The sequence below is a fragment of the Achromobacter sp. EG18 genome, from assembly GCF_059759395.1.
On sequence record NZ_CM186213.1, the window covers coordinates 3,883,998 to 3,897,623 of the forward strand.

The following is a 13,626-nucleotide window of genomic DNA, read 5'->3' on the forward strand; positions in this document are numbered from 1 at the left end:
CATGAATATCTCGAAATTCTTCATCGACCGGCCGATCTTCGCCGGGGTGTTGTCCGTGCTGGTGTTGCTGGGCGGCCTGCTGGCCATGTTCCAGCTGCCGATCTCGGAATACCCGGAAGTGGTGCCGCCCTCGGTGGTGGTGCGCGCGCAGTATCCGGGCGCCAACCCCAAGGTCATCGCCGAAACCGTCGCCTCGCCGCTGGAGGAATCCATCAACGGCGTGGAAAACATGCTGTACATGCAGTCGCAGGCCAACAGCGACGGCAACCTGACGCTGACGGTCAACTTCAAGCTGGGCGTGGACCCGGACAAGGCCCAGCAGCTGGTGCAGAACCGCGTGTCGCAGGCGCTGCCGCGCCTGCCGCCGGACGTGCAGCGGCTGGGCGTCACGACCACCAAGAGCTCGCCCACCCTGACGCTGGTGGTGCACCTGATCTCGCCCAACGACCGCTACGACATCACCTACCTGCGCAACTACGCGATCCTGAACATCAAGGACCGCCTGGCGCGCATCACCGGCGTGGGTGAAGTGACGGTGTGGGGCGCGGGCAACTACTCGATGCGCGTGTGGCTCGACCCGCAAAAGGTGGCGCAGCGCGGCATGACGGCCGCCGAAGTGGTCGCCGCCATCCGCGAGCAGAACGTGCAGGTCGCCGCCGGCGTGATCGGCGCGTCCCCGACCCTGGGCGACGTGCCGCTGCAGCTGAACGTGAATGCGCGCGGCCGCCTGCAGACCGAGGAGGAATTCCGCGACATCATCCTCAAGACCTCGCCCGACGGCGCCGTGACGCACCTGTCGGACGTGGCCCGCGTGGAACTGGATGCCCAGGAATACGGCCTGCGTTCGCTGCTGGACAACAAGCAGGCGGTGGGCATGGGCATCATGCAATCGCCGGGCGCCAACGCGCTGGACGTGTCCTCGCAGGTGCGCGCCGCCATGGCCGAGCTGGCCCAGGACTTCCCGCCGGGCGTGGAATACCGCATCGAATACGACCCGACCCAGTTCGTGCGCTCCAGTATCGAGGCCGTGGTGCACACGCTGCTGGAAGCCATCGCGCTGGTGGTGCTGGTGGTGATCCTGTTCCTGCAGACCTGGCGCGCGTCCATCATCCCGCTGCTGGCGGTGCCGGTGTCCATCGTGGGTACGTTCGGCCTGCTGCTGATGTTCGGCTATTCCATCAACGCCCTGTCGTTGTTCGGGATGGTGCTGGCCATCGGGATCGTGGTCGACGACGCGATCGTGGTGGTGGAGAACGTCGAGCGCAACATCGCCGCGGGCCTGAGTCCGCGTGACGCGACCTATCGCGCCATGCGCGAGGTGAGCGGCCCCATCATCGCCATCGCCCTGACGCTGTGCGCGGTGTTCGTGCCGCTGGCGTTCATGACGGGCCTGACCGGCCAGTTCTACAAGCAGTTCGCCATGACCATCGCCATCTCGACGGTGATCTCGGCCTTCAACTCGCTGACCCTGTCGCCCGCTTTGTCGGCCCTGCTGCTCAAGAGCCACCACGACAAGCCCGACTGGCTGACCCGGGGCATGAACCGCGTGTTCGGCCGCTTCTTCAACTGGTTCAACAACATGTTCGGCCGCGCTTCGGAAAGCTACGGCGTGGGCGTGTCCGGCGTGATCCGCCGCAAGGCCGGCGCCATGGGCGTCTATGCGGTGCTGGTGGCCGCCACCATCGGCGTGTCGTACCTGGTGCCGGGCGGCTTCGTGCCGGCGCAGGACAAGCAGTACCTGATCGGCTTCACCCAGCTGCCCAACGGCGCTTCGCTGGACCGCACTGACGCCGTGATCCGCCGCATGAGCGACATCGCCCTGAAGGAACCCGGCGTGCAGAGCGCCATCGCCTTCCCGGGCCTGTCCATCAACGGCTTCACCAACAGTTCCAGCGCCGGCATCGTGTTCGTGATGCTCAAACCCTTCGACGAGCGCAAGGGCGCCGCGCTGTCGGGCAACGCCATCGCGGCTTCGCTCAACCAGAAGTTCGCGGCCATCCAGGACTCGTTCATCGCCGTGTTCCCGCCCCCGCCCGTGATGGGCCTGGGCACGCTGGGCGGTTTCAAGTTCCAGATCGAGGACCGCGGCGCCGCCGGCTACGCCGAACTGGACAAGGCCAAGTCCGCGTTCCTGGCCAAGGCGCGCCAGGCGCCCGAGCTCGGCCCCGCGTTCTCCAGCTACGAGATCAACGTGCCGCAGCTGGACGTGGACCTGGACCGCGTCAAGGCCAAGCAGCTGGGCGTGCCGGTGACGGAAGTCTTCGACACCATGCAGATCTACCTGGGCTCGATGTACGTCAACGACTTCAACCGGTTCGGCCGCGTGTTCCAGGTGCGGGCGCAGGCGGACGCGCAGTACCGCGCGCATGCCGATGACATCCTGCAGCTCAAGACCCGCAATGCCGCCGGCGACATGGTGCCATTGTCGTCGCTGGTGACCGTCAAGCAGACCTTCGGCCCCGAAATGGTGGTGCGCTACAACGGCTACACCGCCGCCGACATCAACGGCGGACCGGCGCCGGGCTACTCGTCCGACCAGGCCCAGGCCGCGGCCGAGCGCGTGGCCGCCGAAACCCTGCCGCGCGGCATGAAGCTGGAATGGACCGACCTGGCCTACCAGCAGATCCTGGCGGGCAACGCCGGCCTGTGGGTGTTCCCGATCAGCGTGCTGCTGGTGTTCCTGGTGCTGGCCGCGTTGTACGAAAGCCTGACCCTGCCGCTGGCCGTGATCCTGATCGTGCCGATGAGCATCCTGGCCGCGCTGACCGGCGTGTATCTGACGGGCAATGACAACAACATCTTCACCCAGATCGGCCTGATGGTGCTGGTGGGGCTGTCGGCCAAGAACGCGATCCTGATCGTGGAATTCGCCCGCGAGCTCGAAATGAACGGCCGCACGCCGCTGGAAGCCGCGATCGAGGCCAGCCGCCTGCGCCTGCGTCCGATCCTGATGACGTCGATCGCTTTCATCATGGGTGTGGTGCCGCTGGTGCTGTCGTCCGGCGCCGGTTCGGAAATGCGCCATGCCATGGGTGTCGCCGTGTTCTTCGGCATGCTCGGCGTGACCCTGTTCGGCCTGTTCCTGACGCCGGTGTTCTACGTGCTGCTGCGTTCGATGGGCGGCAAGAAATTGCACTCGGCCGCGCCGCACGAGGCGCCGGTATGCATGCCGCACATCGACCCGCATGCGCCGCCCGCCACGCAGCACAACGCCTGATCCGGCCTGGAAAAAATAGCCAGCGCGCCCCGTCCCGCACGGCGGGGCGCGCGCCCAAGAGAATCGTCATGAAGACCAAAAGACTGATCCGCGGTTCCGCCCTGCTTGCCGTCCTGCTCGTGCTGGCCGGCTGCGCGGTGGGCCCGACCTACGAACGGCCCGCGGCCGCCACGCCGGCGGCCTACAAGGAAGCCGCGCTGCCCGCCGCCGAAGCCGGCACCTGGAAACCGGCGCAGCCGTCCGAGGAAGCGCTGCGCGGCGAATGGTGGAAAGTGTTCGGCGACGAAGGCCTGAACCAGCTGCAGGAAGAGGCGCACAAAGCCAACCAGAACCTGCAGGCCGCCGCCGCCCGCCTGACCCAGGCGCGCGCGCTGCAACGCGAGGCCCGCGCCGGTTTCTTCCCCAGCCTGGACGCCGCCTTCGGCCCCAATCGCCAGCGCCCCTCGGCCGTATCGCAAGGCCTGCCCGACGGCACGTCGACGCGGCCGGTGACCACCTGGCGCGCGCAAGGCACGGTGTCGTACGAGGCCGACCTGTTCGGCCGCGTCGCCTCCACCGCCGACGCCGCCACCGCCGACGCGCAGCAGAGCGAAGCGCTGTACCGCTCGGTGCTGCTGGCGCTGCAGGCCGACGTCGCCACCATCTATTTCCTGGTGCGCGAACAGGATGCCGAAGCCGCGCTGTACCGCCAGACGGTGCAACTGCGCACCGAGACCCTGCAGCTGATCCAGCGCCGCTACGACGCGGGCGACATCAGCGAGCTGGACCTGGCGCGCGCCAAGGCCGAACTGGCCTCGGCGCAATCCGAGGCGCTGGGCATCGACCGCCGCCGCGCCGCCGGCGAACACGCGCTGGCCGTGCTGCTGGGCCGCGCGCCGTCGGAATTCGCGATGCCGCCCAAGCCGATCGAAAAGGTGGCGCTGTCGATCCCGGCCGGCCTGCCGTCGACGCTGCTGGAACGCCGTCCCGACATCGCCGCCGCCGAACGCGCCATGGCCGCCGCCAACGCCCGCGTGGGCGCCGCCAAGTCGGCGTTCTTCCCGCGCCTGGACATCACGGGCGCCTTCGGCTACGAGTCGTCGGAACTGGGCAACCTGTTCCAATGGTCGAGCCGCACGTTCCTGCTGGGTCCGCTGGTCGGCGCCGCGCTGTCGATGCCGATCTTCGACGGCGGCCGCCGCCAGGCCGGCCTGGACCGCGCCCGCGCCGTCTACGAGGAGGACGTGGCGGTCTACCGCCAGACGGTGCTGAACGCGTTCCGCGAAGTCGAGGACAACCTGGCCAACCTGCGCATCCTGTCCGACCAGACGCGCGCGCAGGACGCCGCGGTGGAAGCCTCGGCCCGCGCCGCGAAGCTGTCGCACACGCAATACCGCGAAGGCTCGATCAGCTATCTCGACGTGATCGAAGCTGATCGCAGTGTGCTGCTGCAGCAACGGGTGGCGGTGCAGTTGAGCGGTGAGCAGGCGCGGTCTGCGGTGGATCTGATTCGGGCGATCGGCGGCGGGTGGGGGAATCCGGTGCCTGGGGCCGAGAACGTCGCGGCGAATCCTTAACGCCCGGACGGCAAGGAAAAAGGGGCGGTCATCCCCCCTTTTGCATCCCGTCCAACCGCCATCCCGTAATGTGGTTCTTTGCGCCAGCGAAGCGCGCGGTGAACAGGCTCAATACTCGATCACCACGACTGGACGATCAATGTAGTCTCCCACCGGCACATCGGCCTGCCCCGAGTTGACCCGACCTTCGATCGTGACCTCTTGCGTCACCCCCAGGCCCGTGCCGCCAAGCGGCGTGTTTGCCGGGATCGCGGTGTTCGTCCCCGGCAAGTAGAGCTGGTACGCGATGTAGTTGTTACCAGCGCCTTTCATCCTGCGCATGCCGCCCGCCGCGTTTTCGCCCTCTCCGAAGTACATTTTGAACGGCACCAGCAGGGTGCAATAGAGATTCAGCCTGGCGGTGGCCGGCTTGAACAGGGACACCAGCGGCTGCGAGCCGAAGTCCAGCACAGCGGCTGAACCGTTGAACAGGCAGGATTTGCGCACATCCACCGTGACGTTGACGGTCGTGACAGCCGTGCCGCTATGCCAGGACCAGGGGGCACAAAGGCCCAACGCGCCCAGGGAACAGTAGCCCCATTCCCAAGTTAGGGTAATGGTATCGCTGTAGTAAGTCGCCGTTGGAACGGATCCCGCCTGTGTCTCCAGGAACAACTGCACGCTGCCACCCACCGAGCCGCCGGCTCCCAGGAAACTCAAGCCACCCTGCGGCAGATCAACCTGTTGGCCGAAAGGCAGATTAATGGTTCCCTTGGCATCGCTGTACAGCTTGTAGGGAAGTCTGGCAATGCCGAACAGTGCGGTCATTGCTCCGTTGTTGGCGCTGCGCGCGGTCACCTTCAACTGGGAATTGGTGCCCAGATTGATGAGCGAGAAAAAGTTGCAGGTGAACTTGGAATCGAACTGCCGTGAATTCTGGCTGTTGTAGAGCTGCCAGGAATAGAACGAACCGAAGTTGATGGGCGGCGCGGTGCCTCCCTGGCAGTTGTTGTCGGCGGCAAGGGCCGTCGCGGGCAGACCGGCAAGCAAGGCCAGCAGGAGGGCTAGCGACCGAAGCGTATTGAGCATGAGAAGGCCGTTCATAGGCAGGTAAGCGGACCGAGCCGGAAGATGCCGGCCTGTGCCGGCACCGGTCCAAGCGTGATGTGGCAGGCCGGCTCGCCATTGGCGGGAATAACACTAACCAGACTGTTGGCGGGCAAGGTTTCCAGATAGACCTCGCCCTCCCGGCCGACCCAGGCGACGTCCCTGCCATCCGCCTGCACCTGGCTGCCAGGTACGATCGGCCGACCGCTGGCGTCCAGGGCCGAAAAGACCGCGGAGCGCTGCTTTTCCACCGGGAATCGCAATAGCAGCCCGCTACGATCACGGATAGCCGCCTCGGTCTTGGCAACGGGAATCTTGACGTCGGCGGGCAGATTCACCGGGTTGATTTCGAAGTGGGCCGGATACCAGGACGAGACGGAAGGAATCAGCAGGTGCCCGCTGCTGTCGGTATCGCCGACATACTGGTTCTCGAAGCTCACCGGGACGCCGGCATAACCGTCCGTCGAAATCAGTGCGAAGGCGTCCGTCACTGGCCGTGAAAAATATAGGGCGCCGTCCATGGCGACGACAGATCCGCCCAACTGCGCCCATTGCGACAGATCGCCGCTTGCGCCATACACACCGCTGCGCAGATCGAAGCGCTGCGTACGCCAATTGATGTCGGCCTGGCGATACACACTGCCGCCCGGGTTGTGGCTGGCGCCCAGGCTCCAGCCCACGCCGCCGGCCAGGGGAGCAGCCCGCATGTAGCTGGCCTGCTCCGAACGCCGTCCGGCACGGTCGCGGTTCACGCTCGCGCTGGCGGAGGATCCATCCCCCAGCGAGATCGACAGCGACAACTGGGCGTTGTAGCCACCCGTGCCGATCTCGCGGTTGGCGCTGGTGTAGAGGCTGACACCCTGTCCCAACGCGATCCCATAGGAAACGTTGAACAGGCGCGTGCGTTGGCCCGGCCCGTAGTCCACGTCGAACCATCCCATCCCCAGCGACCCATAGCGCCCCATCGACAGACTGGCGGTGGCTTGGTCTTCCTGCCGCGCCAGGCGCCCCGCGCTGCGGTAACGGCCCAGATCGGCGAAACCGTCGTCACGATGAGTGCGGCGTACGCCGACACTGAAGCGCTGGTTGGCATAGGAGTAGCCTAGCGACCACTGCCCACCCTTGACGGCCTGGGCGTTGTAGCCTGACGGATTGGCGGCGGCCTGGGCGGGCTGCCCCGTCAACGCGGCATACGGCGAGCGCACACGCCAGGCGTAGGCATCCGACTGCCCCACCTTACCGGTCGCGGCATGACTGGCGGCAACCGCCGCGCTGAACACGCCGTACACCCCCAGTTGGACATTCGAGCCAACCCCGGCGGCGGCGAATCCGGCGGCGCCTTGCGTCCATCCCGTCGCGGTCCAACCGGACGTCACGCCGTGACGAAAAACGCCGCTGGCCGCGAGATCGCCGTAATCGAACGAAGACAGACCATACCGCTTGCGCAACAGGCCGGCCGAGAGACTGTAGTCGGACAGGCCGGGCCGCAGCAGGTCATTGGACACATAGAACGACACCTCCTGGCTCACCTCGCGGCCCAGGGCATCGCGCGTCACCACGGTTGCCGTGCCGGCGCCGTTGATATACGGCATGCTTTGCAGGGTGAAGGGGCCGGGGCCGACCTCGCGCGATCCCATCCGGTAGTTGTTGATGAACAGGTCCACCGCCGTCGGTACCGCCGCCTGGCCGGCGAACCGCGGGATTGGAAAGGTCACCAGGTCGGGGCGCGTGGCAAAATTTCTTCCGACCTGGAATCCCGCCATGCGCACCGAACTGGAATCCGCCAACGTGTCGGTGACGAGGTCACCCGCGACATACTTGCGCATGGTGGTGGCGTCGTTATAGCGCCATTGCGTGTCGTAGCGCATGAAGCCGGGACCGCCGCCAAAGTCCTGCCCGCGCAGCGTTCGGCGCCAGGCTCCGGTCGAGGACAGCGTGCCATAGGCGCTGAAAAGACGCGGCTCGTTCCAAACCGATAGCGAGGCACTGCGCGGCCCATTATTCAGGTAGGCGTCGTAGTTCATCAGCAAGCCTGTCGAGCTGGCGGCCCGGACGCTGGCAGGTTCCCGCTGTGTCATGTCCACGACCTGGCGGGGCAGCCACTCCGGTGGCACGCTGATCATCAGCCGCTGCGTGGCATTGTCCAACGCCACCCGCACCCCGGGTATCTGGTCGACGGCAACCAGTTCGTGGGCCGGCGCTTCGACCTTCGCGCCCGTATCCTTCAGAGTGGCCGCGGGCAAGTAGTAATGCCCCTGCCGATAGTCCACTTTACGCGCCTGGGCAACGGACTTGCCGTTGACCACGATATCGAGATACAGGATGCCGTCCGGCATGGAGAACGACGCTTCGGCCGCCTGGGCGTGGACTTTGCCGGCGCATGCGACCAACACCAGCGCAATCACGTTCGGACACAGACGGGCGGCGCCGCACCGCGCCAGGGGATGAAAGAAGCGAGACACGTCGGCATCACCGGATCGAGATTGCCCGTGGTTCCCTATCGGCATTGACAATGGCCTTCAACGTGCCCCCCGCCTGAACCGAAGCGGGCACCTCGAAGCGCATTTCAGCGCCAGGCAGTACGTAGCCGAGCAGGCCCGGCACGGTCCACACCTCCCGCCCACCGACGACAAAGCTGACGTGCGACAGGCGTGCATGCACCGGACCGCTGTTGCGCAGGATCAGCCAGCGTTGGCCCTGCCCAGCCTGCACGGCGTAAGTGAGCACCGGCTGGGCGGCGGTCTTGGGGTCCGGATGCTTGCGCGCATCCTCGCGCGTCCAGGCGCCCTTGCCGCTGACGAAGAGTGGGACGGAATAGCGCATCTGGAATGCCAGCCCCGCCACCTGCCCGGCAGGCGCGGCGGCCGGCTCCGGACCGCTCTGGCCGGGAATCTCGTCGATCAGGATGCGGTATGCATCCTGCTTGCCCGCCTGGACTGGTACGGTGCGTATCAGGCGCAGCAACTGGCGCTGCCCGGGTTGGATCTCGGCCGCGGGCGGACTGACCACGATGTTCTCCTGCGGCGCCAACTCATCCGCCCCATTGGTCTGGGTCCAGCGTAGCGCGCGGATCTGGATGCGGGAGGCGGACTTGCCGTTGTTCTCCAGCCAGATCGCCGTCCCCGCCTCGTCGTGCTCGATCACGGGGTCGATGGGCCAGACAAGGATGGAGGCGGCCGCGAAGGTCGCGCACGATAGGCACAGAGCGGCTAGCGCGCCGGTAAGGCGAACAAGGAGTTTCATGAAAATGGCCATCAGTAGTAGACAGTGACGATCAAGTCGTCGGTGTAGACGCCGGGTTCGGGCGCCGTCTGCGTGCTCAGCAGCTTGGCGTAGATAGGCAGCACGACCGACCCGCCGGTCGCGGTGAATTGCGCGCCCTCGCTGCTTTGGCCCCAACGCTGGCTGTAGGCGCTGTCGCGATAAAGCTCGTACCTCAGGACCTTGCCGCTGGCGGCGTTCTTGACTTGCCGACCGGCATACCACCAAAGCGCGCCGGCATTGCCGCCATCGTTGATGTCCACGCGAAATGTCGTGCCCGGCGTGCACGTCATGACGACGCTTCCGGCGCCAACGCTGGAACGCGTCGTCACCTCCTTGTCCAGCCGATACACGACACCGAAATCGATGGTGCCGAGCGACAGCAGTGGCGCCTGGGGAGTGCCGAACCAACAACCCGGTGTGATCGCCGCCCGCACCGTCATCACCTGTGATACGGTCTCGGCCCGCGCGCTCCCCAGCAATAGGATTCCGGCCAGGAGCGTCGCGCGTGCGCGCCGCCCCTCCTGCAATCGCGCCGTTACCATTGGATCGTTACCTTGACGGTATCGCGATAAAGCCCAGCGGCCGGTGTCGCCTGCGGATTGATCGCCGCGTAGACAGGAATCGTCTCTTCCGCACCCGTGCCCAGGCGCGTCACCGGCGCACTCGCGGTCAAGGGCTGGCTCAGGGAAGCATCGCCAAAGAGCACGTATGGCACGAAGGCTCCCCCGGGCCCCTTCAACCGGCGCTGTGTACCCGTATCGTTTTCGCCCGCGCCCAGTACGACGCGATAGGGTACGCCAGTAGCACATTGCACGCGGATATCCGCGCCCCGCTGCCCGGTCAACCTGTTGGCCAGGCTGGGATGGCTGCCGAAATCCAGTTTGCCAAACGACGCCGTGGCAGTGCCTGTCGACGTGGCGCCCACCGAGCACAAGGTGGCAATGACCACGCGCACGCCGAGGGTGGCACTGCCAGACTGCGAAAATGTCTGGGCATGCGCGCCATCAGTCAGAGCAAGGCAGCAGAGCGAGAAAAGAACACGGCGAAGCATGGCGATCACAGGAACCCGCACCCGGTGCCGGTCCTGTCCTCATAAGAACTGATAAGAAGTCACCAACTGACGGTCAGCATGACGATGTCCGAGTACTTCCCGGAGGCGGGGGTCTTCGCCATGGTCGGAATGCGGCCGTACACCACCATGTCTTCCGCCGTGCCGCTGCCAGTGCCGGTATAGGGATTCTTGCTGTCCCACAACGACTGGCGCGCGGCGTCCTTGTACAGGTTGTACGGTACGAAGTCGTCCTTGCCGCCCCCCACGAGCGCCAGGCGCCGCGCGCCCTGGCCAGAGGAGTTGCGGCCGTCATCCAGCGAGACGCGGTAGGCTACGTCCTTGGTGCAGTTCAACTGGATAATGGCGCCCGCCGTGCCCCTGGCCTGCGCATCGATCGAGTTGTTCGTCAGCGACGACACCTCACCAAAGCTCAGCGTGCCGAAGGCATTGGCCCCGTTGACCGAACCATTTACCACTTCGCAGCCCTTGCCGATCGTCAGTTCGACGGCCAACTGGCCGCGCACCTCTCCCGCGGAATAGGTAGGAGCGACGGGTGGGTCGGCCGCGAACGACGCCGCGGAGAAGGTGCAACCACACAGCATGGCGGCGTTCAGGAGGGTGTTCTTCATAAAAATGCTCTGATCGGAAGAAAGGCGAGGAGGAACTCGCGGCAACATCGCCGCATTACGGTGGGTATTACAGCAAGTCGTAAGGGCTATCGAAATCAGACGATTCCGAATAACCTCCCCGCACCCGATCACCTGTCAAAGCAACAAGCCCACGGTTCAGTAGTGTCTTACCCGGCCGCGCAGGATCGGGCACAATTCCGCCATGTCGACCCTCCGCCTCTTCTACGCCCTCTGGCCCGACACCCCCCTGGCCAACACGCTGTCCACCTGGGCCACTCAAGCCCAGCCGCACAGCCGCGGCCGCGCCATGCGCACGGAAACCCTGCACATGACGCTGGCCTTCCTGGGCTCCGTGGAAAAGGAAATCGCCGACGAACTCATCGACGCCACCCCCTACCACCGCCTGCAGCCCGGCACCGTCACCCTCGACCGCTACGGCGTCTTCGCCCGCCCTCGTATCCTCTGGGCCGGCCCCGCGCAGACTCCGGATTCGCTCCAGGCCAGCCATGACGGCCTGTGGCTGTGGCTGTCAGCCTTCGGCTTCGTGCCGCCCGCCCAGCCGTTCCGCCCCCACGTCACGCTGCTGCGCAACATCGAGCGCAACGACCCACCCGCCGACGCCCCCCCGCCCCTGACCTGGCACTACGACCGCATGGTGCTGGTGGCGTCCGAGTCCACCGACGGCGGCAGCCGCTACCGCGTCGTCGCCCGCTCGAAACCGCAACCGGGCTGAGGCCACTCGCCGGCGCTCTGGCACAATCGAGCGCGTCGCAACGACTTAGGATCTTTATGATCATCCTGCTCGACCAAGACGGCGTACTGGCCGACTTCGAACACGCCTTCATCGATGCCTGGCGCGCGCGCCATCCCGACATCGCGCCGGTGGCGTTCGAGGACCGCAAATCCTTCTATATCCGCGAAGACTACGCGCCCGAGCTGCGCGGCATGGCCGAGGCCATCTACACCGCGCCCGGGTTCATCCGCAACCTGCCGCCGGTGCCGGGGGCGCTGGAGGCCGTGAAGGAACTGCTGGCGCTGGGCATGGACGTGCGCATCTGCACCTCGCCCCTGTCGCAGTTCGAGAACTGCGTCGCCGAGAAATACCTGTGGGTCGAGAAACACCTGGGCCGCGAGGCCACCAACCGGCTGATCCTGACCAAGGACAAGACCCTGGTGCACGGCAACCTGCTGATCGACGACAAGCCCGTGATCCAGGGCGCGGTCAAACCGCGCTGGAAGCACGTCCTGTTCGACGCGCCCTACAACCGCGACGTCACCGACCGTCCCCGGATCACCTGGAGCAACTGGCGCAACGTGCTGGCCGGCGAGCTGTATACGGCCGACGAATGACGCCTGGATGACATCCTGACGGCCGGGTGGCCGGCCCTGTTCAGCGGCCGGGGTTGGGGCTATTCTGTGGTGCTGTATCCCCACACCCTGGAGGAGCCTGCACCATGAATCTGCACCGCCTGCTCAAGCAGCGAGAAGCCGATCACAAGCCCCTGCGCGTAGCGCTGCTGGGCGCCGGAAAGTTCGGCGCGATGTTCATGAGCCAGGCCCCGCGCACGCCCGGCATGCGGCTGGTGGCCGTGGCCGACCTGGCCCCGGATCGCGCCCGCGCCGCGCTCACCCGGGTCGGCTGGCCGGCCACGGCGCTCAACGCCGCCAGCACCGGCGACGCCCTCAAGCAGGGCAAGGTCTATTTCACCGACGATCCCCACGCGGTCATCGCCAGTCCGGACGTCGACATCGTCATCGACGCCACCGGCCAGGCGGCCGCCGGCATCGGCCATGTGCTGGCCTGCTGCGAACACGGCAAGCACATCATCATGGTCAACGTCGAGGCCGACGCGCTGGCCGGGCCACTGCTGGCGCGCCGCGCGCGCGAAGCCGGCATCGTCTATTCGCTGGCCTATGGCGACCAGCCGGCGCTGATCTGCGAAATGGTGGACTGGGCCCGCGCCAGCGGCTTCGAGGTGATGGCGGCCGGCAAGGGCACCAAGTACCTGCCCGAATTCCATACTTCCACGCCCGACACCGTCTGGCCCTACTACGGCTTCACCGCCGAGATGGTGGCGGCCGGCGACTTCAACGCGCAGATGTTCAACAGCTTCCTGGACGGCACCAAGAGCGCCATCGAGATGGCCGCGGTCTCCAACGCCACCGGGCTGCTGCCCTCGCCGTCCGGCCTGCATTTCCCGCCCTGCGGCGTGGACGACCTGGCGCGCGTGCTGCGGCCGCGCGAGGACGGCGGCATCCTGCACCACCGCGGCCAGGTGGAAGTGATTTCCTCGCTCGAACGCGACGGCCGGCCGGTGTTCCGCGACCTGCGCTGGGGCGTGTACGTGACGCTGGCGGCCGACAGCGACTACGTGCGGCGCTGCTTCAAGGAATACGGCCTGGTCACCGATCCCAGCGGCAACTACACCGCCATGTACAAGCCCTATCACCTGATCGGGCTGGAACTGGGCATCAGCGTGGCCAGCGTCGGCCTGCGGCGCGAGCCTACCGGCGCGCCGGCCGGCTGGCATGGCGACGTGGTGGCCACGGCCAAGCGCGACCTGCAGGCCGGGCAGTTGCTGGACGGCGAAGGCGGCTACACCGTGTATGGCCGGCTGATGCCGGCGCGCGATTCGGTCGACGAGGGCTACCTGCCGCTGGGCCTGTCGCACCAGGTCAAGCTCAAGCACGCGGTGCGGCAGTCGCAGGCGATCCGCTGGAGCGACGTGGAATACGACGATCGTTCGGCCGCCGTGCAGTTCCGCCGCGAAATGGAACAGACCTTCGCCTGAACGCGGCGCCTCGCCATGCCGCCCCCGGCCC

The 13,626-nt window shown here is 66.5% G+C and carries 11 protein-coding genes; 5 read left to right on the forward strand and 6 right to left on the reverse strand.

The genetic code is table 11. The features are described from left to right. Position 1: 1 nt before the first annotated feature. Positions 2–3,217, forward strand: a complete 3,216-nt coding sequence (locus tag AC6CR5_RS17705; protein WP_173000044.1) for an efflux RND transporter permease subunit — start codon at positions 2–4, stop codon at positions 3,215–3,217. Between the two features lie 68 nt (positions 3,218–3,285). Next, complete coding sequence (locus AC6CR5_RS17710; RefSeq protein WP_498084774.1) at positions 3,286–4,773, forward strand: efflux transporter outer membrane subunit; 1,488 nt, start codon at positions 3,286–3,288, stop codon at positions 4,771–4,773. 108 nt (positions 4,774–4,881) lie between these two features. Here AC6CR5_RS17710 and AC6CR5_RS17715 read toward each other — a convergent pair whose 3' ends face one another. Genes AC6CR5_RS17715 through AC6CR5_RS17740 form a run of 6 tightly spaced genes read right to left on the reverse strand, consistent with a single transcriptional unit; the run spans position 4,882 to position 10,803 of the window. Continuing rightward, entirely contained in the window at positions 4,882–5,841 is a 960-nt protein-coding gene (locus AC6CR5_RS17715; RefSeq protein ID WP_053074792.1) for a Csu type fimbrial protein, read from the reverse strand. An 11-nt stretch (positions 5,842–5,852) separates the two neighbouring features. Then, positions 5,853–8,321, reverse strand: a complete 2,469-nt coding sequence (locus tag AC6CR5_RS17720; protein WP_173000046.1) for a fimbria/pilus outer membrane usher protein — start codon at positions 8,319–8,321, stop codon at positions 5,853–5,855. 7 nt (positions 8,322–8,328) lie between these two features. Beyond that, positions 8,329–9,102 (reverse strand): fimbrial biogenesis chaperone, encoded by a 774-nt coding sequence (locus AC6CR5_RS17725; protein WP_047992125.1) that lies wholly within the window; start codon positions 9,100–9,102, stop codon positions 8,329–8,331. Between the two features lie 11 nt (positions 9,103–9,113). Continuing rightward, a complete protein-coding gene (locus AC6CR5_RS17730) occupies positions 9,114–9,665 on the reverse strand; it encodes a Csu type fimbrial protein (RefSeq protein ID WP_498084775.1) in 552 nt (183 codons plus the stop codon). Then, the gene (locus tag AC6CR5_RS17735) at positions 9,659–10,174 is read right to left on the reverse strand and encodes a Csu type fimbrial protein (RefSeq protein WP_047992127.1); all 516 of its coding nucleotides are present in this window, start codon (positions 10,172–10,174) and stop codon (positions 9,659–9,661) included. Before AC6CR5_RS17735 ends, AC6CR5_RS17730 begins: the two co-directional genes overlap by 7 nt. Before the next feature lie 59 nt (positions 10,175–10,233). After that, on the reverse strand, positions 10,234–10,803 hold the full coding sequence (locus AC6CR5_RS17740) for a Csu type fimbrial protein (protein ID WP_047991996.1): 570 nt from the start codon (positions 10,801–10,803) through the stop codon (positions 10,234–10,236). Between the two features lie 202 nt (positions 10,804–11,005). Here AC6CR5_RS17740 and thpR point away from each other — a divergent pair, with 202 nt between their 5' ends. The 3 genes from thpR (at position 11,006) to AC6CR5_RS17755 (ending at position 13,595) form a co-directional block, all read left to right on the forward strand. Further along, on the forward strand, positions 11,006–11,536 hold the full coding sequence (gene thpR / locus AC6CR5_RS17745; RefSeq protein ID WP_327761233.1) for an RNA 2',3'-cyclic phosphodiesterase: 531 nt from the start codon (positions 11,006–11,008) through the stop codon (positions 11,534–11,536). Between the two features lie 56 nt (positions 11,537–11,592). Next, positions 11,593–12,153 (forward strand): 5'-3'-deoxyribonucleotidase, encoded by a 561-nt coding sequence (locus tag AC6CR5_RS17750; protein ID WP_110134801.1) that lies wholly within the window; start codon positions 11,593–11,595, stop codon positions 12,151–12,153. Positions 12,154–12,257: 104 nt separating this feature from the next. Then, positions 12,258–13,595, forward strand: a complete 1,338-nt coding sequence (locus tag AC6CR5_RS17755; RefSeq protein ID WP_020926127.1) for an NAD(P)H-dependent oxidoreductase — start codon at positions 12,258–12,260, stop codon at positions 13,593–13,595. The last annotated feature ends 31 nt before the right edge of the window (positions 13,596–13,626 follow it).

Coding starts and splice junctions, on each gene's coding strand:
- AC6CR5_RS17735 (WP_047992127.1), bottom strand. CDS start 10,174: ATGCTTCGCCGTGTTCTTTTCTCGCTCTGCTGCCTTGCTCTGACTGAT.
- AC6CR5_RS17710 (WP_498084774.1), top strand. CDS start 3,286: ATGAAGACCAAAAGACTGATCCGCGGTTCCGCCCTGCTTGCCGTCCTG.
- thpR (WP_327761233.1), top strand. CDS start 11,006: ATGTCGACCCTCCGCCTCTTCTACGCCCTCTGGCCCGACACCCCCCTG.
- AC6CR5_RS17750 (WP_110134801.1), top strand. CDS start 11,593: ATGATCATCCTGCTCGACCAAGACGGCGTACTGGCCGACTTCGAACAC.
- AC6CR5_RS17755 (WP_020926127.1), top strand. CDS start 12,258: ATGAATCTGCACCGCCTGCTCAAGCAGCGAGAAGCCGATCACAAGCCC.
- AC6CR5_RS17705 (WP_173000044.1), top strand. CDS start 2: ATGAATATCTCGAAATTCTTCATCGACCGGCCGATCTTCGCCGGGGTG.
- AC6CR5_RS17715 (WP_053074792.1), bottom strand. CDS start 5,841: ATGCTCAATACGCTTCGGTCGCTAGCCCTCCTGCTGGCCTTGCTTGCC.
- AC6CR5_RS17725 (WP_047992125.1), bottom strand. CDS start 9,102: ATGAAACTCCTTGTTCGCCTTACCGGCGCGCTAGCCGCTCTGTGCCTA.
- AC6CR5_RS17740 (WP_047991996.1), bottom strand. CDS start 10,803: ATGAAGAACACCCTCCTGAACGCCGCCATGCTGTGTGGTTGCACCTTC.
- AC6CR5_RS17730 (WP_498084775.1), bottom strand. CDS start 9,665: ATGGTAACGGCGCGATTGCAGGAGGGGCGGCGCGCACGCGCGACGCTC.